The sequence below is a fragment of the Xanthomonas sp. AC360 genome (assembly GCF_979258225.1).
Window position 1 is genome coordinate 1,965,545 of the sequence record NZ_OZ409846.1, and the last position, 21,472, is coordinate 1,987,016.

General features: G+C 61.4%; 14 protein-coding genes and 1 pseudogene. 3 read left to right on the forward strand and 12 right to left on the reverse strand.

Annotation, left to right across the window (positions count from 1 at the left end):
- Window positions 1–317: 317 nt before the first annotated feature.
- Window positions 318–551 (reverse strand): transposase, encoded by a 234-nt coding sequence (locus ACZZ0O_RS08390; protein ID WP_463590517.1) that lies wholly within the window; start codon window positions 549–551, stop codon window positions 318–320.
- Between the two features lie 526 nt (window positions 552–1,077).
- Here ACZZ0O_RS08390 and xopAD point away from each other — a divergent pair.
- The 3 genes and pseudogenes from xopAD (at window position 1,078) to xopF (ending at window position 12,098) form a co-directional block, all read left to right on the forward strand.
- On the forward strand, window positions 1,078–8,781 hold the full coding sequence (xopAD, locus tag ACZZ0O_RS08395; RefSeq protein ID WP_463590518.1) for a XopAD/skwp family type III secretion system effector: 7,704 nt from the start codon (window positions 1,078–1,080) through the stop codon (window positions 8,779–8,781).
- 969 nt (window positions 8,782–9,750) lie between these two features.
- On the forward strand, window positions 9,751–10,197 hold the full coding sequence (gene hap3, locus ACZZ0O_RS08400) for an Hpa3 family type III secretion system protein (RefSeq protein WP_463592418.1): 447 nt from the start codon (window positions 9,751–9,753) through the stop codon (window positions 10,195–10,197).
- A pseudogene (gene xopF, locus ACZZ0O_RS08405) lies at window positions 10,194–12,098 on the forward strand (XopF/Hpa4 family type III secretion system effector). The gene hap3 and the pseudogene xopF overlap by 4 nt, the downstream one beginning before the upstream one ends.
- A gap of 690 nt (window positions 12,099–12,788) precedes the next feature.
- Here the strand turns inward: xopF and ACZZ0O_RS08410 are convergent.
- From ACZZ0O_RS08410 to ACZZ0O_RS08460, 11 genes are all read right to left on the reverse strand, one after another.
- Window positions 12,789–13,871 (reverse strand): pectate lyase, encoded by a 1,083-nt coding sequence (locus ACZZ0O_RS08410; RefSeq protein ID WP_463590519.1) that lies wholly within the window; start codon window positions 13,869–13,871, stop codon window positions 12,789–12,791.
- Window positions 13,872–14,045: 174 nt separating this feature from the next.
- Window positions 14,046–14,528, reverse strand: a complete 483-nt coding sequence (locus ACZZ0O_RS08415) for a CesT family type III secretion system chaperone (RefSeq protein ID WP_463590520.1) — start codon at window positions 14,526–14,528, stop codon at window positions 14,046–14,048.
- A gap of 55 nt (window positions 14,529–14,583) precedes the next feature.
- On the reverse strand, window positions 14,584–14,871 hold the full coding sequence (hrpE, locus tag ACZZ0O_RS08420) for an HrpE family protein (RefSeq protein WP_463590521.1): 288 nt from the start codon (window positions 14,869–14,871) through the stop codon (window positions 14,584–14,586).
- A gap of 83 nt (window positions 14,872–14,954) precedes the next feature.
- Window positions 14,955–15,197: an Hrp regulator HrpD6 gene (gene hrpD6, locus ACZZ0O_RS08425; RefSeq protein WP_463590522.1), complete on the reverse strand. Its 243-nt coding sequence runs from the start codon at window positions 15,195–15,197 to the stop codon at window positions 14,955–14,957.
- Window positions 15,198–15,207: 10 nt separating this feature from the next.
- Window positions 15,208–16,155, reverse strand: coding sequence for an HrpD5 family protein (hrpD5, locus tag ACZZ0O_RS08430; protein ID WP_463590523.1), 948 nt, complete (start codon window positions 16,153–16,155; stop codon window positions 15,208–15,210).
- Window positions 16,152–16,967, reverse strand: coding sequence for a 4-hydroxyphenylacetate catabolism regulator HpaA (locus tag ACZZ0O_RS08435; RefSeq protein WP_463592419.1), 816 nt, complete (start codon window positions 16,965–16,967; stop codon window positions 16,152–16,154). The genes hrpD5 and ACZZ0O_RS08435 overlap by 4 nt, the downstream gene beginning before the upstream one ends.
- Window positions 16,964–17,224 (reverse strand): type III secretion system export apparatus subunit SctS, encoded by a 261-nt coding sequence (gene sctS / locus ACZZ0O_RS08440; RefSeq protein ID WP_463590524.1) that lies wholly within the window; start codon window positions 17,222–17,224, stop codon window positions 16,964–16,966. The genes ACZZ0O_RS08435 and sctS overlap by 4 nt, the downstream gene beginning before the upstream one ends.
- A gap of 4 nt (window positions 17,225–17,228) precedes the next feature.
- On the reverse strand, window positions 17,229–17,873 hold the full coding sequence (gene sctR / locus ACZZ0O_RS08445; protein ID WP_463590525.1) for a type III secretion system export apparatus subunit SctR: 645 nt from the start codon (window positions 17,871–17,873) through the stop codon (window positions 17,229–17,231).
- Complete coding sequence (gene sctQ / locus ACZZ0O_RS08450; RefSeq protein WP_463592420.1) at window positions 17,860–18,813, reverse strand: type III secretion system cytoplasmic ring protein SctQ; 954 nt, start codon at window positions 18,811–18,813, stop codon at window positions 17,860–17,862. The genes sctR and sctQ overlap by 14 nt, the downstream gene beginning before the upstream one ends.
- Before the next feature lie 93 nt (window positions 18,814–18,906).
- Window positions 18,907–19,542 carry a type III secretion system protein SctP gene (gene sctP / locus ACZZ0O_RS08455; protein ID WP_463590526.1) on the reverse strand — a complete coding sequence of 212 codons (636 nt, stop codon included), beginning with the start codon at window positions 19,540–19,542 and terminating at the stop codon, window positions 18,907–18,909.
- A complete protein-coding gene (locus ACZZ0O_RS08460; RefSeq protein WP_463590527.1) occupies window positions 19,542–21,464 on the reverse strand; it encodes an FHIPEP family type III secretion protein in 1,923 nt (640 codons plus the stop codon). The genes sctP and ACZZ0O_RS08460 overlap by 1 nt, the downstream gene beginning before the upstream one ends.
- Between the last annotated feature and the right edge of the window lie 8 nt (window positions 21,465–21,472).

Genomic DNA, 21,472 nt, shown 5'->3' on the forward strand with positions numbered 1-21,472 from the left:
TAACTTCAAGTCAGCGCTGCCTCGATGCCGCCGATCGACCGCGCGCCGTAGATGGGTTCGCCAACCCCAGCGCCACGAGGCTAGCTTGGCGCTCTTCTCCGGGCCTCAGTAACGCACTTTGGCAGGATCCGGTAGCCGACTCACCGCCGCAAACATGTACTCCGCTCGCGCCCGGATCTTCGATGTGGTGCGGTTCCTGTTTCGTCTACGTCATCCAACTTGTCGCGCTTGCGCTCCTACTTGTTCGTGAAGTCCCTGGGCATGCAGAGCGTATCTCCGAAGCAGGGCCTTCTAGCTGGCATAGCTGCTATTCCCGTTCACCCGTCACTCGTCCCTTGCAGCAGGTCTTGCAGCACGTGCTTGTCGTGCGCGTTCGACGTCGTCATCGCGGCTCTATGCGCCAGCCCGGTCCGGCTAATAACGCCGATGTGCAGCTTCATTCCGAAGTGCCACTGCTGGATCTTGCGGCTCTTGCGGCTCTGCGGATAGCAGGCCTTGTCCGCGTTCTTTGTCGATCTCGGCGCTCCGATAATCGTCGTGTCCACGGTCATTCCCGTGCCGATTTCTACCTGACTAACGAAAGCCATCGAAGCTGAGGCAGATCAAGGGCACGCGTGAAATCAAGCTTCGCCAAGCGCTGGGGCAGGGTAAGTCCATGGTTGGTATCCGTTTGTAGAGTGCTCCTGTGAGTGCCGGGAATTGCAGTGCAACTTTATAGAATGATCACATGATAAGTTGCAGTAGTCGACTTTCACAAGCCGAGAATCTGACGAGAAGTGGAAATTGAAAAGGGGCGAAGTTATCCAGCCTGATGGCAATGAAAATCGACTCGTTTTACCAATCCGCTGCGTGCATTTGTTCTCAGTCCTTGTCCGACGGCACATCCATGTTCTGTATGGCAACGGATGATGAGTAAAAAGTTCACTGCATAAAGATAATGCTCTCTAAATTATTGGCGGTATGCAATAAGCTGCTGATTGCGATCAGATTGGCGAGCTGCAACGACTGCATCGCAAACAATATCAAGACTTCGCAGCGAGCAGGATGATGGCAGGTAATTCGAAATAAATTGCCGTCATGAAAACCTCTGACATCACTCAAAACTCATCGAGCACAAATTGGTCTCTCTCTCAAGAGGATCAGCCCAGGCCAGCCAGGGAGCAGGCTGCAACAAGTTCCAGCGCCAGTGAGCAGCGGCTTGGAAGGCAGCCGGCCAAACGGCGAAGGGTAGAACAGGACGAACCTGTGATGGCGCCGCAACGCAAAGAGCCGTTGTCGGTGAATTTGCAAAATGCTGCCGGTAGCGGCGAATTGAACAGGCACTTCCAGCAACAGACGGCCAGCCATTTGCGTCGGCGCGATGATGCCGCCGACCGACGCAGTAGGGTGCCCGAGTCGCGTATGGACAGGGCGCCTGCCTACGCCAGCACGTCATCGCGTCGTATGCCACAGAAACCAACATTTGGGTCGGGGCAGACGACAGAAGATATTGGCGTGGCCGAACCAGGTGCCAACCGAGGAAGCAAGCGGACGCGAGAAGGGCAAGAGCCGTATCGGCCGCTACAGCGGCCAAGGCATGCGCACGGGAAAACTCGTGGTTTGGAATTGAATGTAGAAGATCTTCAGCGGGCCGAACGAAACCTCAGCCCGGTAGCACAGCAATGGCTGCGTCAAGAGCGGAAACTGCAACGGCAACAATTGGATGATCTCAGGCGGAGAGCTCGGTCGCATAGCGCTGATCTATGCCTGCCAATGGCACAGCGCAATGAACTGGCGCATCGCATCGATTGCAAGCTGGCCCTGCCCTTCCTGGATGGGTGCGCCGAGGCGAACGACAACACGGGGTGGCTCAGCACTTATCTTCTGATGATTGCCAATGCAAGCCGGGTCGGAAGCGTGAGGCGAGAGGATCTGAATCGTTGCACAGACCTCGCTGCGCAGTATCTCTACAAGACTGGGTGGTTCGATGGTGCATCGCTTAGGGAGCTAGCTCATGTGGGCAACAAGCTGAACAAGCACCTTAACCTTCCCTCGTGCATGGAGGCGATCGCGTGGATCGCAGGACAGCTGGAGCGGGCAAAGGGAACGTTGCGGCTCGATGGGAAATCTTATGCTCTGCTTCTGAATGCTTTTGCCAAAAACACTGACAGCCGTAGGTGTGAGCGCGCCGTGGCTCGCGTGGCTCGTCGTCTGCATGATAGCCAAGACCAGCATTACCTAACCCCTCTGGGCATCAGCCTGGCACTCAATGCGTTTAGCAAGTGGTTCGATAATCAGGACTGCCGGACCATGGCACACTCGCTCGCCGAGCGACTTGCCAGCAGCAGTCACTTACGCAATGCGTTAACTGAGACGCAGCTTGCGAGTACGCTGAACGCACTGAGCAAATGGCCCAATGTGGCGGTCTGCGAGCAGGCTGCCAGCGTTCTGGCACTTCGGCTTGCCGAGCATCCCGATTTACTCCACGAGATGGACGCTCAAAGCGTAGCCAACACGCTAAATGCACTGAGCAAATGGCCAGAAAAGAAGATCTGCGAGGAGATTGCCAGCGCTCTAGCCTCGCGACTATCCAAAGCTCCTGATTTGTGCAACGCGTTTGAGCCGCAAGGTGTGTCCAACGTGTTGAACGCGTTGAGTAAATGGCCGAAAGCCAACTTCTGCGAGGCGGGCGCCGAAGCTCTGGCCGAGCGGCTATCCGATGGTCACAGTTTGTGCGACAGCTTTAATCCTCAAGAACTGATCCACGCGTTGAATGCCTTGAGCAAATGGCCGAAAGCGAAATTCTGCCAGCGAGGTGCCTGGATGCTGGCCAAGCGGCTGGCCGGTGATGGTGGTTTGCGCAGCCAACTCAACTCTCAACACGTCGCAATTGCGCTGAATGCGTTGAGCAAATGGCCCGACGCCGAGGTCTGCGAGAAAGCCGCCAGCGCTTTGGCGCGGTTGCTGGCCGACGAACCCGGTGTGCGCGACGGGCTCGACCCGCAGGCCGTGTCCAACGCGCTGAACGCACTGAGCAAGTGGCCCGACACCGATGCTGCCAGTGCGCTGGCTGCTCGGCTGGCCGATGATCCCGATTTGTGCAGGGCACTGGAGCCGCAAGGCGTGGCCAATGCGCTGAACGCCCTGAGCAAATGGCCCGACTTTGAGGTCTGCCGGGCGGCTGCTGGCGCGTTGGCCGAGCGGCTGGCTGACGATGAAGATTCTGGTTTGCGCGACCGGCTCAACTCTCAACAAGTTGCCAGCGCGCTGAATGCGCTGAGTAAATGGCCGAAAACGCGTGCCTGTAGGGATGCCGCCAGCGCTCTGGCTGCGCGGCTGGCCGAGGATCCCGATTTGCGTAACGCCTTGGAATCTCAAGGAGTGACCAACGCACTTAACGCCCTGAGCAAATGGCCCGACCAGCAGAATTGCAATGCTGCTGCTGGCGCGCTGGCCTCACGTCTGGCCAAGGACCTCCGGCTGCAGGGGCAGCTGGATGCACAGTGGCTCGCCTTGACGCTCAATGCCCTTTCCAAATGGCCCGAGCGTCCCGACTGCGAGGCGGCCGCAGCCATGCTAATGGCACGTGTGGCGCAGGAAAGCGACTTGCGGTTGGCGATGAACGAACAGGGAGTCGCTACCGTGCTCAACGCAGTCAGCAAATGGCCTGACACGCAGGTCGGCCAAGCGGCCGCCAGCGCTCTGGCCGAGCTGCTCGCTGACGGTAGCCGTTTGCGTAGAGCGCTCAAACCGCAGGGCGTGGCCAACGCGCTAAACGCACTGAGCAAATGGGCCGAAATGGAGGTCTGCCAGGTGGCAGCCAGCGCTCTGGCCAAGCGGCTTGTGGATGATCGCGTTTTGCGCAACGCCCTCGAACCGCAAGAGTTGGCCAACGCTCTAAACGCACTGAGCAAATGGCCCAAAGCAGAGGTCTGCGAGACGGCCGCCAGCGCTTTGGCCAAGCGACTCGTGGATGATGGCGTTCTGTGCAACGCTCTCGACCCTCAAGGAGTCGCGTTGTCGCTCAACGCGCTCAGCAAATTGCTCGGAGGAGCGGTCTGTCGACAGGCGTTGTTGCTGCTGGCCGAGCGCCCAGGCTCGACCGAGCTGCCATGGCAGCAGTTCGGGATGCGCGGGGTGGCCTTGGTTAGCAATGCGATGTCACGCCTGTTGCGGGTGGACGAGGAAGAACTTGAGGCACTGGGGCGTGCCAAATTGCAGGCACTGGCGGGGCATCTGGAACTGCACCGCGAGCGATTCGCGTCTGCCTCCGTCTCAGAGATCGGCCAGGTCTTCAAGGCCTTTTCGTCGGCGCAACTTCATCGCCAGATGCGCCCCTTGGCGCAACCGGGACTTGAGCGGATCGCAGCGCTCGTGCGCGACGATGGATTACGCGAGACGAATCTCGAGGGGCTAGGCAGCCTGTGCATGGGTCTGCTGCCGCTGATCCGCAGTCCGGAGCTGATGTCTCGCCATCGGAGTCGCGCCCTTGGGGTGTTCAACGCGTTGCAGCCGATTTTGGAGCGCAAGATCGACTTATACCTCGCATCGGGTGGCTCACGTGCATCGGCCGAAACAGAACATCACGCCACGCGCTGCCCGGCGTTGACGTTCTTCCAGGTACTCAAGGCCTATGCGGTAGTGAGCCGGCAATGGAAGCCAAGGCACCTCGAAGGACCGCGCAAGGAACTGCAGCAGCGCCGCAACCAACTGGCGGAATGGGTTGACCAGACGCTCGAGCGCACGCGCGATGCCATCGAGGCGGACTTAGGCGAGATGAGCTGGAACCTGATCGCGCAGATCGAGGCCGGTGACCAGCTGTTCGACGCGCTGGACCGGCGCCTGGCGAAGGAAGCGCCAAAGATCGCTCAGGCGCATCCACCCAGCAACTTCGGCCTAGGCGCCGGGCGCCTGAGCATGTGTTCGGAACCCGGCCAGCCCCGCGCGCCGGCGTCCGGCATCGGCAGCACGACCCATATCGTTGTCGATCTGCGTGGCAAGGAAGTGTCGACCAACGCAGCCGAGACGAACAAACCGTATTCGCTGTTCGCGCGTCTGACGGGCCAGCCGCTGGTAGAGGTCCAACTGCCTGGATCGATTTCAACGTTCATGCTCGCGCGCACGCTTACCTACCAGGGCGAGCCCTGGCGCTTCGATATGTTTGGCGGCAGCCGCGCCACGCGCGGCAACATGACCCGCGCAGTCCATCTGTTGTCCGGCACCTCTGGAGCGTCGTCGATGCTGCCGGCGATCCGCTATGCCGACACTGTTCCGGGCAGTAGCCTGATGAAGCTCATCGCCAAGCTCGCTCCACAGCGCGAGGACTGGTCGCGTATGCAGCGCTCGCTGCTGGAGATGGTACCGAGCGATCACGTGGTTGAGGGGACGCTGAGGATAGGATTTTTCAATGATGTCAGCGGTCCAGAACACCCGTTCAAGCCACTGGCGCCGGACGGCCGGCCTCTGGCGCTGTGCCCCAATGATGGCTGCGGCTTTCTGAAGCTGGAGGTAGCCAAGCGCATTCCAGCCTTCCGTCAGTATTTATCTGCCTGGGAAGCTGTGCAGTCTGGTCAGGCCACCCAAGAACAGCGTGACCTTCTTGGCCAGGACAAGGGACCCACGCGACTGGCACCGCAGGCATTGCAGCACTTCCCTCGCGACCAGATGGCGTTGCAGGAGGCGCACGAGGCGATGCAGCGCCGGCTTAAGGCGCTGCCGCCGGCCTTGAACAAACTCGTGCTGTTCGAGCTGGCCACCAGCGGCGGCTACCAGGGCCAGAGAGTCAGGGCGGTGCCCTCCGCCGACGATAAGGTGCATCTGCCGCGGGAGCGCAGTCAGGCGTTTGACACTGCAGGCGGTCCGTTGCTGATCGGCAAGCCACCCTACGACAAGGAGAATCTGCTGCCGGTGCCTGAGGAGCAAGTCGCGACCGTGGCAAAGGGCGACGCCACCGCCGAGTTCCTTTCGCAGTCCTTCGGCATTCAGTACAGCTACACCGGGTTCGACGATACGTCGGACGACGATGAGCAGATGCTGCACAGCAAGGGCATGCTCATCGTGGTGCCGGAGAAGAGCTGGCCGGCCGATTTCGCAAACACGGACTTGGTTTGCTCGAAGGAGGACCTGAAGACGCTGTCGAGCTGGACATCCGGCCGCGACCGCAGCGCCGTGCCGCGCGACATGCTAAGCACCGGCAGCCTGCGGCTCAAGGACATCGTGGAGCCGGGGCGCCTGGGTGCGTTGCCGATCGCGGAGTTGCGCAAGCGCAACATGGATACCGACGGGGACGATGCATTTGTGTACGCGGGCTATCCCAAGCTGGCGGCGCTGATCTCGCGCGAGATGGCCGATCGCGAGGAAAGACGCGGCCAGCCGCAGTCCTTCAAACCACCGAAGACGGCCACGCCGGGCATCGATCCCGAGAGTGGTCACTACCAGGCCGGTCGGTTGTCCGAGATCATGTCGCTGCAGCGTGGCGGCAAGATCATGGGCGCGGCCAGCACCCTGGCGGCGCGCTTCATGGCGCAACCCGACGAGCTGCGCGAGGCGATGGCGCGCAGCATGATGTTCGGCACCTACGATGGCATCGAGCGCGATCTACGCAATGGCTTGCGTCAGGTGCTCGAAGGCGAGCACAGAGATCCTCAGATGTTGGAGGGGCTACGCGCCCAGGCGCATGAAGCCATCGAGCGCGCCCATATGCCCGAAGCGCGTGAAGCTGCAGAAATGCTGTACGCGCAGCTGCTCGGGCTGGAGCCGGCTTCGGCCGCCTCCACAGACGCGCCGCACCTGCCCGATGGGCTGGCCGAAGCGTTCCCGCAGCTTGCCGAGGCCTACGCTGCCGCGCCTGATGCCGAGGCACGCATCCACGCCATCCTCGACAACTACCCGGTGTGCCGACTATCACGCGCGCAGTTTCCGAAGGGACAACCGGGGCTCATCCCTGGGGAGCCAGAGCTGAGCATGCGCAACCTTTTCACCATCGCCATCAAGGTGGGGACCGATGCGCTTAAATCTGACACGGGTACTGCGTTGTTCGCCAAAATCGTCGAGTCCTGTGAACGATCCGAACGGGCCTTCGCTGAGCGGGTACGCATCGTGCCTTACAGCAAGACAACCGCCCGGGCGATGCACGACGGCAGCTTCGACGCCGAGCAGACCACTGCACTCTTGCAGCGCATGCCGACGATGGCTGCGGGCGTCATGCAGGATGCGCTGCGCTTGCTGCAACAGGCGCGCCTGATCGATCCGCCACCGCCGCCGGCCGAGCGATTGCGCGCGGTACGGCCCGAGGACATCACGCGTAACGCCCAAGCGCTGCTGACCCGCGCCCGCGAGATGGAACCAGTGGTCACCGACATGCTTGAAAGCGTGGTCCAGACCCATGATGGGCGACTGGCAGGAAGGCACCATCAACTGAAATCGCTCGGCTCGTTGGTGGAAAAGCTTGAGCAGCAGGTAGCTTTGAAGCGCAAGACCCTGGAGCAAGCGGCGGCTGGTGTGAATGACGCACTGCGTTACAGCGTGGTACTTGACCCAAAGAACTTCAGTAGCGGCCTGCGCAGCGTGCTGGCCGCGCTGGACGACCAAGGTCATGCGCGCGTGAAGCTGACCAATTTTTTCACCAAGCGCCGGCAGACATTCAAGGCGGTCAACGTCACGTTGCGCGGTGCCAACGATGCGCTATGGGAGATTCAGTTCCATACGGAAGATACGTTCGCGCTCAAGGAGAGATTCCACGATGCATACAAGAGCGGATATACCCTGAAGCTCGAGGGCGCTCCTTTGAGCGATCAGGATAAACTGATGGCGCCTGCGCGGGAGGCATTCGGTCTCATCGCTACGCCGCCCGGCTGCGATGAAATCGACGATTGGGAGGAGGAGAACATTCCGGCCTTGGCATGTATTGCCCCGGCTGTCGATTCCAAACTTCAAGCACCCGCAAAGACGCCGCAAAATCCAGGGCAGGCGTCGGCGAGCATCGTCCGGCAAGAGGCCCTGTCACGCTGGCAACCTCTTGGCAGGATGACACCTCCCGCAACGGGCCAAGTCGCGCTGCAGCCGACCCCTGTGATGCGCTCACCCGTGCATATGGAGCCAACGCAATTCGGTGCAACCACATCGCCCGCACAAATCTTGTTCGACCTCGCTGCAAGCAAGCAAGAGTCGATCACGCCCGTGCTCCACGTACTGGCCAGCGGTCTGGGCGCGCAGCTCTGGGGAAACGTTCGCTACCGATCCACGGACGACCAGATCGAGCGGGTGCAGCACGCGCAGTTCCAAAAATCGGTGGCATCGATCAAGGACAAGATTCGGCGCCACGTGCGAGCCGGCATGACGGAGGCACAGGCGAATCAGAGCGTGGGCGATGCTCTGCGCTACGTGCTCCAGTTGCCTTCTGAAGATTTCGTTGCGAAGGCGCTAGCGGCAAATGATGCGCTGCATTGGCAAGGGATGACTTGCGTGAAGCTAAAAAATTATTTTGGCGAAGTAGACGGCACCTACAAGGGGATTAATGCCCGTTTCAAGGATGCCGAGGGATATGAGTTCGAAGTGCAATTTCACACAGCTGACAGCTTCAACGCCAAGGCGGAAACGCACCTGCTATACAAAAGGATACAGCTGGCACAGAGCAGGCTTGACAAGGAGCAGCAAAAAATTCAGCCCGACCCCGTTAGGCAGGAAAAACTGACGCAGGAGATAGCAGCGTGCAGAAACGCGATGCAAGAGATTATGATTAAGGTGAGAAGCCCTGCCGGCGTCGAGCAGCTGGATGGTCGCTTTCAAGGCGCATCGACATAGGCCCTTCAACGTTACAGCTAGGGTTTCAACCCAACTGAGGGTCGGCAGGGATTTCTTTCAAGAACAGCCATCTTTGCACCTACTCATTGATGTTTTAGGTATTCCCTCGATTCCTTGGACATCACTGGCGGCCCTCAATCCAGAATCGGCACTCTAAACCAACATGCAGCGCACACGCGCGCAAGAAACTTTCAGCGGGCCAGGCACACGCCGAGTTGCGCATGCATCCCTGATTGGTCTGCTGATGTCGAGTAATCGCTAGGGAGGGGAGATGTGTGATGTCTGATGTGTCGCATCCGCTACAGCTTCGGACTGTAGGTCAAGAATAACTACTCGGATTGCATTGCGTTACGCACGTAAGAGTTGACGTGATGCTCGGTGGCATTCTGGTTGTTGAAGAACAGCCGAACTTGTTGTTACAGGAAGGATCAGCAGCATCCAGAGCGTGTCGGTCATCATGAACAGGCTGCCGCCGCGCTAGGGGCCGAGTTCCACATGTGCTGGTAAAGCTCCATGTGTGTGAAACGATAGTCGTCCCACAGCACTGAGACGTGTATGCAGGAGAACAGATACGGCGGCACCGTGCTTGATCAATGAAGTAAGCAGTACGGGACTTGTTCCGTGGCTTAGGTGGCTATCCAAAGTAAAATTTGTAGGCGTATGGAATGGTTCCGCGTATGACGGACCATTTCGAATAGCAGGCTTGCTCAGCGGCGCTTGCCTGCGCCGCCGCAGATCATTGGCGACCCAGCTATTTCGCCGCGCCTTTCGGACCAACGAACTGCCATTTGCGTGCAGGTGCGAGGCGTATGACGCAGGTCGCGGTTGCGCAATTTCCAGGATTTCAACTTCGTCTGCGGCGCGAGTGATTCGCAGCGGCTTGCTCGGCTGTGCATCCCGATCCAGACACTGCGTCCTACCGAACTGGTGCATTGGCAACTCATCGCATTTTTCCCCGAAGAGACCCAGATGACGTTGGAATCAGGAAATCCCCACACAGCGAACGACGCATTTTTCACCAGCCTGGCGGTCCGTCTTGGGTTGCCCGACGAGCTTGCAAAGCGACTCGGGCAAGGCGACACGATCCTTGGCCCTGCGGGCATGCTGTGCCGTGTCCACACGCAGATGCAGCAGGGCGACATGACGGCCTTTCCGGAAGTGATCCTGCCACTGGCCGCACGCGAGCTCGGCGGCGATGAGGTGGTGACGCTGCTGGCGCTGCAGGAGCAGTTACTGACGCATTACGGATGGCGGCTCACGCTCTCGGATCTTGGTCTGCTCTGTGTCTGTCCGCTGTTGCTCGAGCGCACGCCCGATGCCGTGGCCACCGCGCTGGAGCGCGGGCAAGTGGTCGCCCGTGTGGTCCTGGACGCGCTGGTGACGCAGGCCGGTAGCCCGGCGGAGGTGGCCTCATGAAGCTCACCATCGGGACCTCTTCCGGCAGCCGCGCAACGTCGCCTGCCCCCACACACCCAACGCAGGCCGAGGAGGCCGCTGCAGCACCGCAGACGCGGCCTCCAACCGGGCCGCTCGCGGGCTTATGCTCTCCGGGCCCGATGTTGCGCGGTCGTCGCGCAGCGTTTCCACGTCGAGCGACGACCGACGCAAGTCATGCCGAGTCCTCGCATGGCGCATCCCATCGCTCGGAGTCCTCGCATTCTTCCGAGCTGGCGGATGCCGTGTTTTACACTCCGCCGCTAAGCCCCGGGTCCTCGCTCAGCGATGTGTCGGACGCGCCTGCCGTCGCAGCGACATATGCGCAGCGCAGCGCATCGACAGCTGCTGACTTGAAGGTGCAGATCCATGCACGCCTGGACAAACTGCCATTTGCAGCGCCGTCGGAGGAGCAGGAGGCACTGCAAACCGCCTATCTGGAATGGGCGGACGCGCGCGTGGATGAACGCATCACCGCGTTCGGGCCGGATACCGGATACCAGATCGTTGGCGATATGAAGACGGCAGGCGCAAAGGCAGCGTGGCCGATCGCCTACGAGTGTCTAAGGGCCTTCGTCATCGGCTCGATGCGGACCCCGTTCGGTCTTGCCGCGGGCGCCGCCTACGACAGTTCGCGCCCGCGTTGCCAACTTGCCGCGGTTCCAGGCCATCGACCCCAAGATCCTGGTGCCCGATCCGCCGCCGGTCTTGCTGGAAATCACCGCCGAAGGCAAGTGTTTCACGCGCCCGGATGAGGGCAACGCGCCCACGCTTGCCGAGCTCAAGGCGCAGACCTACGACCTCCGCCAGGGAATCACCCAGTGGCAATCGACGTTGGACGACAAGTCCCTGGACACCTTGTTGCTCAAGCCGACGATCAATGCGGGATTCAACGCGGCGCGGCGAACCTCCGACGACCCGGGCACGCGCACGCCGGCCGGCCAACTGGGGTTGAGCGCGCTCGCCATTGGCGGGGCCGGGGTCGTGCAGAAGGCGATGCTCGAAGCCGGCAAGGCGGTGGCGCGCACCGGCCAGATGCGCGTGCCCGACCTGCTTGGCGGACAGCAGCGCCTGAATCTGTTTTCGCTGGCATTGCCGGACAAGACGCGTCGGCCGGCGCAATGGTCCGACGCTGTGCGTTTCCCCCCAACTATCTGCTGGAGACCGGCAAAGAAGGCCTGGCGTTGGCCAGGCAGGCCTTGAGCACCACCAACGCGATCACTAATGCGCTACGCGATATGCTGGGCCGTCACATGCTCAGCAATGTGCTGGCCAATTTCGCCTCGCTCGGGCCCGGCCGCTTGATCGCTGCGTCGTTGCGCGGGGGCAATGAAAACGGCAGCGTTGCGGGCGAGGCCGCCAATTCCACCGCCACGGTCGTGCAACAGGCGGTGCAGACCCTGTTCAACGATACGGTCTGGAATGCGCTGAAGGCCAAGAACGGCGCCAACACCACCCAGGCGGCGCGACTGGATCAGGAGCGTGCCGTCACCGCAGCCAATCATCAACGCACCATCGAACGCACGCTTCAGGCGCTGGCCGAGCCCATCCACGAGGCGATCGCGCTGTTTTCGGCGCCGAGACCGGCGCAGATCGTGCGCGCCCTGGAAGAGGGGGAGTGGCTTGTGCCTGCAGCGGCGGGGCCGCACGCAAGGAGGTTGCGCGAAGCCCTGGAGACATTGCGCGCGGAGATCGGCACGCAGTCCCTCTCGATTGCGACCATCGACACGGTGCGCGGTGCGCTGCACGTCGGGCAGGCGGCGATGTTCAGCGGAGTGCCACGCAACGACCTGACCGTGACACTGGAAACCGAGTTGACGACGCTCAGGGACGCATTGCACGAGAGCGAGAAACTGCGCCAGTGGGAAAATGGCCGGCCGTGAGCATTCGATGCTGCAGTTGATCCAATCGCGCGCGCCATGCCGCAACGACAGATGTAGCTACGGTTATGTCTGTCGCTTGTTGTAGGCCCTGATGCGCGCCATGTGCTAGCGGGAACTGGCGATGTTGTTGCATCGCCGCGCATCCCAGGTGCCCAGCGCCCGTTGGAGTTTGCGGATTCGGTTGGCACCGTCGGGTAGGCGCGGTGCACATCTGACATGCTGGCCGGTGTCCTGCTCCAGGCGATTAATCTGCAGCAGCACCAGGCGCTGCGGCCTTCGCGTACGGCGATCCGCGCGTCGCTCGGTCACACGCTTCTGACTCGGTCGCGGGCCTCACAATTGATGCAGTTGGTGACAGCCCTATATGTGCGGCGACGGCGTACGCGCATGCGTCGTGCCTGCTAACAAGCAGCCCGACTGTCACGGTGGAAGGGCGCATACGGGTCACGCTCATGACCTCACATATGGGCATGCAGTTATGCCCCGTTGCCATTAACCAGACAGGGCGCGTATCAGGAACCCCCACATCCTGCTCGCGTGCGTGAACCGGCACGCCAGGTGCAGGGCATCAATAGTGGATACATCGATATACGGCCATCTCGACACCACCCAACTCCGATGCCAGGCAGATGCGGTAACGCTATGCATTTGCCTGGCAGGATCGACGCGTAGCGCCGCTGCAGGCTGTGATCAGCCGCTGTAGGCCTTGTGACCAATGCGTGTCGCGCCGCTGGCCTGGGAAGCGCTTGGGGCAATCACCTCGTCAGGCGCATCGGTCGTCAGGTTTTCCAGCCGTACCGTCGCGCCGGGTGCGTCTGTACGGAACACCGCTTCCTTGACCTGATCGAACTGGCAATTCTCGACCCGAAGGTTCGTATTGATGTCGGAATGCCCACCGTTGGTGCGGAAGACCTTGCCGGCACCCACGACGATGTCGCCCGACATCACCACGTCGGCAGCGCCGTTGTCCTGCACGACCTTGTCTGCGGCGTTCTTGAACGTGCAATTGATGATCTCGACCTTCGGCCGGCCGCTGACCTCCGGGCTGCAACCAGCAATACGCGCATCATGCTCACGGTTGCCTTGGCCATCAATGGTTACCGCATCCTCGCTGACATCTTCGTTGACGCAATTGACCATTTTGCCGCTGCCCATGAAATGCACGCCATCGCCGCCGCCCGTCATGTTGACGTTGCAGATGCTGCCGCCGTCCTCGACCACGAACAGCGGTTGCTGATGCTCGTCCTGATTGCCTTTGCCCAGACAGGGGCCGCCGATGTACGTCTGACCCTTGCCGTCGAACACCTCGCCCTTATGCACCACGATGGTTTTGTTCTGCACGCCGGGTGGTGCAGTGACGACCTTGCCGGGAGGAAGTGGCTCCTGGGAGCCGTTGGGGCAGTGCCTCGCCGGTTGACTGGGCTTGGTGGGCGATAGGCCATTACCGGCTCCCTTGCCGTGGGTATTTCCGTTGCTGCCGTTGCTGCCGCGATTGCCACCGCTGCCGTCGCCAGTACCGCTGCCCTGCTGTCCGCCGGCATTGGTCGAACCGATCGGCTTCAAGGCCGGTAGCGGTGGAGTCGGATTAGGTTTTGTCGGCGGCTGACTGTCACTGAATGGCTGATGCTGTGGCTGCAGCATGTCCTTGAGCATACGTTGCATGCAGTACGCAAGCATGCTCATGATCACTGCGGTCAAGGCCTGCTGCTGCGAAAGGGAAAAGGAGGACGGCTGCAAGCTCGAAGTGGCGTGAGAAGGTATGGCGAAATTCATTTGCGAGTGTCCCTGTGCAAGATGGTGCGGATTGAGTCATGCGGGTGGGAAGACGGCCCAGGCAGCGTGCCTCGTTGAGGCTCTGAGACACAGCCGACGCGCAGGGTTGTGACGGCATGCTCACTCGTGAATGTTGTCGCTGAAGCCATCGGTATGGATGCAAGGCCGTGCAGCTTACGCGCGTAGCCACAAATAATTTCCCGTTGCGATTCCTTCGAACATTTCGTCATGCGCAATGAAGATGTTGTTGTTCCAATACCGGCCATGTTCGGCATAGTGTGCGAGCAGATCGCAGATCCATGCGCCATCGACGTCGTCCTCCAGGGGAACGCGTACCACCAGAACAATCACGCCGAAGTCGTTCAATCCGAGTTGCGCCTGGTCCTGCGCGTACACCGATAAATTGGCTTCCAGCAATAGCCGGAAGACCGTCAAGGTCCGTCCCGCAGGAGCAAGGCCGTAGGAGATGCGCAGGTACAACGCTTCTTCTTCCGGCACTTGCTGTGCTGCATCGTCGGCCTGGGCCGCGGGCATGTGCAGATAGACTTCAAACCCATCCACCCACAGCACGCGTGTGCTGAGCACCGCCTGCACATTCGGCAGGTCCAGTGCCTCGCACATCTGCTGGACGATCACTTCGAATCGGGTGCTACTCATCTGCCGTGCAACATGCGCAGGGCTATTGACTAGCCCTGCGTCATGTCAAGAGCTGTTACTGGCCGACCAGACTCTTAGCGTTGTCGCCGGCCTTGCCGATGAACTTATTGAGCGCAACGTTAAAATCCAAGTCGTTCTTGAGCATGGTGATCTTGTTATTCATGCGCTTTTGACCCTCATCGGAGGAGGTGAGGTCACCGAGCAGCGAATCAATCTGTCCACTTGCACCATGCGTTGCAGCGGCACCGGATATCCCATTTGAAACGCCGCCTGTAAAGCCGTCCATGCCCTGGCCGAATCGCGATTGAAATGAGCCAATTTGTGAAAAAATTGGGTTTGGCATACCAAGACTCCTTAGCAGTGAAGGTTAACATGAGCGCCTGATGGCGCATTTTTCCTGGTCGAGGTGACCAGGGAAATCGATGGTCAAGGCATGCCTGCAACATGCGCTACGATGTCGCGCGCTGCGTTGATGCCGTCGTGCAAGACGGTGAAATCGTTGCGCGCAGCCTGATCGCTCGCTGCGGACCAGTGCACACGGAGTTGTTGCACTGTCGTGTGCAGCGCTGCCTCGATGTTGCTTAGTCGCTCACCGGAGACATCCAATACCTTGGTCTGCAGGAGCTTGCTCATATCCCGGGTGACTGTGTCGGTCATGGCATCGAACATGGGGCGGTTCTCATTGCGCCGCCTGCTGCGGCAGGGAAGTTAGGTGCTTTGTACCGTCTGGTGTCTCAACATAATGCAGGCCTTCGACCAACAGGGCGGCGTCGTAGTTCGAGGGTGGTTTTACCGAAGGGTCCTGCTGGGTGATGTCCACGTGCAGCTTGCGGATCTCCGGGCCCAGATCGCTACGTAGGTCGGCAATCCGCCGAATTGCACGCTCCGCGTTGTCGCTGTTGCCTGCGATGGAAAACACGCCATTGCCGTCGTAACGCACGTTCAGGTCCCGATCAGCCAAGGTGTCGCGCAAGGTTGCCAGCACCTCATCTACCACCACCACATCGACCCTGACCGCATGTTGATACCGATGCAGCTGTGCGCGCATGCGTGCCAAATCCGCACTGCTCGGCACCAGGCCCTCGACGCGTACGTGCGGTCCTACCTGCTCCACGCGGGCTTCGTGCAGACCCAGCTGCTTCAGCACGGATCGGACCTGGTTGAGCTGGTTGTCCTGGCTGCGCGGGGGAGCGGCATCGGAGAGAAATGCCGGCAGCAGGGAAAGCAACGGCGCTGCGGCGGCCAGCGCTAGCATGGCGCCAACCACTGCGCGCATTGCCGCGCGCCTGGACTTGCGGGGCGAAGGCGTTTCAGGCGAGGCGGCTGGGGCCAGCAAGCGCTCCAGCAGCGCGACATCGTCCGGCCAATCGGTCGCAACGTCGCCGATGCACAGCACCAGCGCACCAAAACGCACTGGATGCAGCGCAACAAATGCTGTCGTTGGCAATGCGTCGCTGCGATAACGAGCTTGATCATCTGCATCCACCTCGATGATGAGCGAATTGCCAGGCCAGTCTTCGATCCGAATTTCGGCTTGGTGCTCGGCGCCTAACGTATAGCTGCCTGGCTGCAAATCTAATCGTGCGCCGGCATGGACTCCCGTCAGCACGCGAAGTTGCATGGTCATGCGCGAATCTCCTGAGCGGTCCGCTCCTGGTGCTCAATCAGCAGTGCGTTCAAACGTGTGATGGCTCCGGCACGATCAAGGCGTTTACGTGGTTTTTCCGCGTTGAGAAGCACCAGCGGAAGCAGTAAATGGAAATTGCGCATCGCTGGCGATGGCTCCGGTTGCGCCGGCACCAGCTCCACCAGAAGCTTGCGTAACGCCTGCACGTTTTCCGCAGAGGTGCTCGCGGTGCCGGAGCGCAGATGCTCGCGCATCAACCTCCAGACCATGGTCGTCAACTTTGCTGCGGTAGGATGTGCAATGCCGATCGCGCGCAGTTCGACAAGCGCAACGGCAAGCGCGCGTCTTCTGACCGTCGGATCGGCGGCGCGTGTCGTCGCGTAGCGGTCGAGAATGCCGTCGACACGCGCACGCACACTCTCGTCCAAGTGCACCGGCGAAGCGCTTTGCCATCTCCCTGCATGCGGATCGCCGTCTTGCGCGTTGCTGCCCTCGCCGTGCTGATCATCCCGACGTTGCACCTGGCCCTGTGGCTGAGCGACTGCGATGCTGACCCGGCGTCGTAGCGCCGAGACGCGTGCCGCTTCGGCTTCTTCCAGTGCGGTGGCGTCGAGTTCCTCGTCCATGCCATCCAGCGAGCGCATGCCGCGTCGCCGCTTGCGCGGCGGAGCGGGGCGCAGACGGGGGACATGATGTGCCGTGTCCGCTGGCGGCTGCACGCCAGCCTGCGGCGCATCGGCGTGGTGGTGCGATGCGCCGGGCGCGCTCGGCAGCGATGAAGGCACAGCGCTTGGCGAAATGCGCCGGATCATGGAAAGGCCGCCTGCATCAGCGCCTGACCGAACTGCATGATCGCCGAAGCACCCCACGGCGCGGTGACCGCAATGGCGACCACCACCACCACCAGCTTGAGCGCGAACGAAATCGACGCATCCTGCAGCGACATCACTGCCTGGATGAAAGCGATTAGCAGCCCGGCCAGCGCGGCGACGCCGACCACCGGCAACGACACCTTGAGACACAGCAACAAGGCTTCGGAGGTGAATCGCACCAGATCGTCATGGTCCATGGCGTCACCGATAACTCAAGACCAGGCCGTGGATCAGCATGGACCAGCCATCCAGCGCCACGAACAGCAGCAGCTTGAACGGAATGGCCACGTTGGTCGGCGTCACCTGCGAAAGACCCATTGCCATCAACGCATTGGCCACCACCAGATCGATCACGATGAAGACCAAATACAGCAGAAATCCGATGCGGAACGCCTCGGTCAGCTCGCTAAGCGTGAATGCCGGTGCCAGTACGAGAAGATCGTCCGGCTTGAGCGTATCGGCTTTGTCTTTGGGCCAGATCTGCTGCGCCGAGTGAATAAAAAAAGCCTTCTCGCGCTCGCGCGTGTGCTTAAGCAGGAACTGTCGAAACGGCTCTCGGCAGGCGTCCAGCAGTACCACCACGCGGCTGTTGTCGGCACCGGGACCGTAGTTCTGCGCGGCCTTAAACGCCTCCATGCCCACTGGCGCCATCACAAAGCACGACACCAGCAACGCAACGCCATTGAGGACCATGTTCGGCGGCACCTGCTGCACACCGATGGCATTGCGCAGCAAGCCGAGCACGACCACGATCTTGGTGTAGGAGGTGACCACCATCGCTGCGAAAGGCAGTAGCCCCAGCATGATGACCACCAGCAGCAGCGAGCCGACATCAGGTGTCTGCATGCGCAGCCTCCGACATGCTGAGAATCTGCACGCCGAGATGTTCGCCCACCGCCAGCAGCCTGCCGATGCCGATAGTCTGGCCGTAGATGACCAGACGGATGTCTGCCTGATCCGCCGGCACCGACAGTTCGAGGATCTGGCCGGGCTGCAAGCCCGACAGAACCGACAGGGAGAGCGCAAGTTGATCTACTTCCAGTTGGACGGGCAGTTCCAGCGCCGCCACATCGATGGTGGACGAGGAGGCATCGGACTCGGGCGTATCGTTCTGCATGGTGGGGGCGGTCTCCAGAATCATCTGTTGCAGGTTCAGGCGTACCGGGGCGCGCATCACCGTACCTCCCGGCATGCCCCAAAGCAGCTCGCCGCTGCGGACGGGAGCCGGGGCAAGCGCATGTAGCAGCACATCGCCTGGGCGCAGCGATTGCAGCAGCGTCGCCGTTACCGTGCGTTGGCCGATGCGCAGGCGCGTGCTAAGCCGTAGTGCGCTCAGCCAGGCTGGCAGTGGCGATGGTGTCGCCAGCGCAGCGGTCGCGGTTTGCAGCGCGGCAAGCAAGAGCGGGCTGGCGGTCTGCGCGATCGCATCGATGCCGCCCAGCGCGATACCGATCTCGAAACAATCGGCTACCTGCGCACAGCGCTCGAAGGCGACGACCTCGGCAGTACCCAGTCCGAGCGCTGCGAAGGCGTGCAGCTCATCGCTCAACAGCACACCGGCGATCGCGGCGCGCAGGGCCTCTTCGGCTTCGTTCAACAGCAGCGCCAGGCCGTCGCGTGCAGCGATCCGCAATTCCAGGCTGCCATTATCGAACTGCAGCTGTAAGCGCGCCGCCTCCGCGGACCTGATGCCGCGGCGTTGCGTGGTGAAGCCGCAATGCCGCGCGGTACGCGAGTCGCACAGCATTCTACCAAGCTGCGCGCGCGGGGCGGGCACGTGGGTCAGCGCTTGCGACAAGTCGCGTGCCGTTGGCATCGGGCTCGGCTTGGTTAACAAAGCGGGTTCCCTCGATATGGGTGTTCTACTGCCTGTGCAGCGCTAGACGACCTCGATGCTGATCTGAAGCGTGTCACTGAGCGCAGCATTCAAGGCGTTATCCAAACGTTTTCTTCCATTCAAAAGTACCGTGCGCGTCTGCGGCGAGCCGCTGTCGAAGCGAAGCGATAGCTGGTCTGGCGAAAGCCGCAAGAACAGCGTGGTCTGCGGCAGGATGTCGTGGCTGATCTCCAGCCATGCCTCCCAGGTACCTACACCGCGTACCGGTGTGGCATTGCAAAACTCGGCCACGCGCAGCGCGATGTGGTGGATGGCTATCTGCGCGCGTTGGGTGCGGATCCACTCGGTGGCGATCTGCCGACCCAATGCGTTGTCGTGGTCGCCTAGGGCGATCTGTCGACGATTGCCGTCATCCTGGCAGGGCGTTGCGCTTGGCAGCGGCGTGGGGCCGTGATCGTCGCTGGCACCATCCACCACCTCGGGTAGCGTCGGATCGTCGTCGCCATCCTCCGGCAATACCCTGTCCGGAAATCCGGGCAGCACGCTGCTCAGGCGTCGGCGCAGTTGCATGAAGTTGACACGTTGCGTCGCACGCGCCGGTGCTGCCGCTGCGTGCGGCTGCAGCGGTGTGCCGGCAATCGGCAGAATGCGCACGTGGCGGACCGGTGGCTTGCGCATCAGGCCACCACTCTGCCGATCGGCTGCAGCTGCACCTCTGCGCCCAGTTCCTGGAACGAATACACCTCCAGCCAGTTCAACCGGGCCTCGATCATGCGGCGCACATAACGCCGCACGTCCATCGATGCGACCACTGCCAGTGGATGTCGCGCCTGATCTTCGACGATGCGTTCCACCTGCTCGACCAGCTGATTGGCCTGCTCCGGTGGAAGGGCCAGAAAATTGCCTGCCGGTGTTGCGCGAATCGACTGTCGGATCAACTGTTCCACCGCGTGGTCGAGCATCACCGCAGGCAGTTGTCCCGTTCCTGCTGTCGCGGTGTGCGCCAGATAGCGGCCAAGATCGCAGCGGACATACTCGGTCAGCATCAGCAGATCCTTTTCCTTCGGTCCCCACACCACCAGGCTCTCCAGGATGCTCTTGATGTTGCGCACCGGGATGCGCTCTTCCAGCAGCCGCCGCAACACGTCGGCGATGCGCTGGGCGGACATGGCCTTGTTGACCTCTGCAACCAGCCCGGGATAGTCCGCGCTTACCTGTTCCAGCATCCACTGGGTCTCCTGGATGCCGACGAACAGATGCGCGCGTGCATGCAGCGGCGCGATGGCCTGCTGGGCCAGCGCTTTCTGCAGGTCAGCGGTATCGCTCAACGTGCTACGGGTTTCCGGCACGTCGTGAATCAAGACTTCGTACTGCAGGTCCTGCAGGGATTCGCTCTGCCATATCGCAATGCCCGGAAACGGCAGGCCCAGCAGTTCCACCAGCTGCCGGCGCTCGCTCTCGATTGCCTGATCCAGCAGCGCCGGGTCCAGCTGTGTAGCCAGTTGCGGTGATAGCCGCATCGACAGGGGAGAGGCGAAATCCGGCGCGCTCTTGCGGATGTGCGGTGCATCGCCCTTCGCGCCCTTGCGGCTGGTCGATGGCAGCGTGGGCCGATCGGTGCCGCTGACATCACGTTGCTTGCGCCAGATTGTATAGCCGCCTGCGCCCACCGCCGTCGCCAGCAGCAGGAACAGCGCCGCCGGAAATCCCGGGACAAAGGCAAAGCAGGCCAGCAACACGCTGGCCGCCATCAAGGCGCGGGCGTTGCTGGTGAGCTGGCGGCCGATGTCGAGCCCGAGTGAGCTGATCTTGGCCTCGTTCTCGTTGGCGACGCGGGTGATCATGACGCCGGCCGCCACCGAGATCAGCAGCGAGGCGATCTGCGACACCATCGCATCGCCGACCGACAGGATTGCAAAGCGGTTGGCCGCCTCGCCTGGGCTCATGCCGTGGTAGGTCACGCCCACCACGATGCCGGCCAGGATGTTCACCATGGTGATTACAAGGCCAGCGATGGCGTCGCCCTTGACGAATTTCATGGCGCCATCCATGCCGCCGTGCAGCTGGCTCTCGATGGCCAGCCGCGCGCGTTTGCTACGTGCTTCGTCTGCGGTCAGATTGCCGCCGCGCAGGTCAGCATCGATGCTCATCTGCTTGCCGGGCATGGCATCCAGGGTGAAGCGCGCGCCGACTTCGGCCACGCGCTCGGAGCCTTTGGCGATCACTATGAACTGCACCGTGGTGATGATCAGGAATACCACTAGGCCCACCACCAGGTTGCCGCCGACCACAAGCTCGCCGAAGCTCTCGATGATGTGACCAGCCTCGGCATGCAGCAGGATCGATTTTGTCGATGCGATGTTCAACGACAGCCGCAGCAACGTAGTGAACAGCAGCAATGAGGGAAACGACGACAGCGAGATCGAGTCAGGTACATACATCGTGACCATCAGCAACACCACGCTCAGGGTGATGTTGATGCCTAAAAGCGTATCGATCAGCGGGGTGGGAAGCGGCAGGATCATCAGGCCGATGACCGCCACCACCAAGGCGGCGATCGCCACTTCACCGGTGTATGCGAAATATCGTGTCAGGCGCATGCGATCTC

Coding starts and splice junctions, on each gene's coding strand:
- ACZZ0O_RS08390 (WP_463590517.1), bottom strand. CDS start 551: ATGACCGTGGACACGACGATTATCGGAGCGCCGAGATCGACAAAGAAC.
- xopAD (WP_463590518.1), top strand. CDS start 1,078: ATGAAAACCTCTGACATCACTCAAAACTCATCGAGCACAAATTGGTCT.
- hap3 (WP_463592418.1), top strand. CDS start 9,751: ATGACGTTGGAATCAGGAAATCCCCACACAGCGAACGACGCATTTTTC.
- ACZZ0O_RS08410 (WP_463590519.1), bottom strand. CDS start 13,871: ATGAATTTCGCCATACCTTCTCACGCCACTTCGAGCTTGCAGCCGTCC.
- ACZZ0O_RS08415 (WP_463590520.1), bottom strand. CDS start 14,528: ATGAGTAGCACCCGATTCGAAGTGATCGTCCAGCAGATGTGCGAGGCA.
- hrpE (WP_463590521.1), bottom strand. CDS start 14,871: ATGCCAAACCCAATTTTTTCACAAATTGGCTCATTTCAATCGCGATTC.
- hrpD6 (WP_463590522.1), bottom strand. CDS start 15,197: ATGTTCGATGCCATGACCGACACAGTCACCCGGGATATGAGCAAGCTC.
- hrpD5 (WP_463590523.1), bottom strand. CDS start 16,155: ATGACCATGCAACTTCGCGTGCTGACGGGAGTCCATGCCGGCGCACGA.
- ACZZ0O_RS08435 (WP_463592419.1), bottom strand. CDS start 16,967: ATGATCCGGCGCATTTCGCCAAGCGCTGTGCCTTCATCGCTGCCGAGC.
- sctS (WP_463590524.1), bottom strand. CDS start 17,224: ATGGACCATGACGATCTGGTGCGATTCACCTCCGAAGCCTTGTTGCTG.
- sctR (WP_463590525.1), bottom strand. CDS start 17,873: ATGCAGACACCTGATGTCGGCTCGCTGCTGCTGGTGGTCATCATGCTG.
- sctP (WP_463590526.1), bottom strand. CDS start 19,542: ATGCGCAAGCCACCGGTCCGCCACGTGCGCATTCTGCCGATTGCCGGC.
- ACZZ0O_RS08460 (WP_463590527.1), bottom strand. CDS start 21,464: ATGCGCCTGACACGATATTTCGCATACACCGGTGAAGTGGCGATCGCC.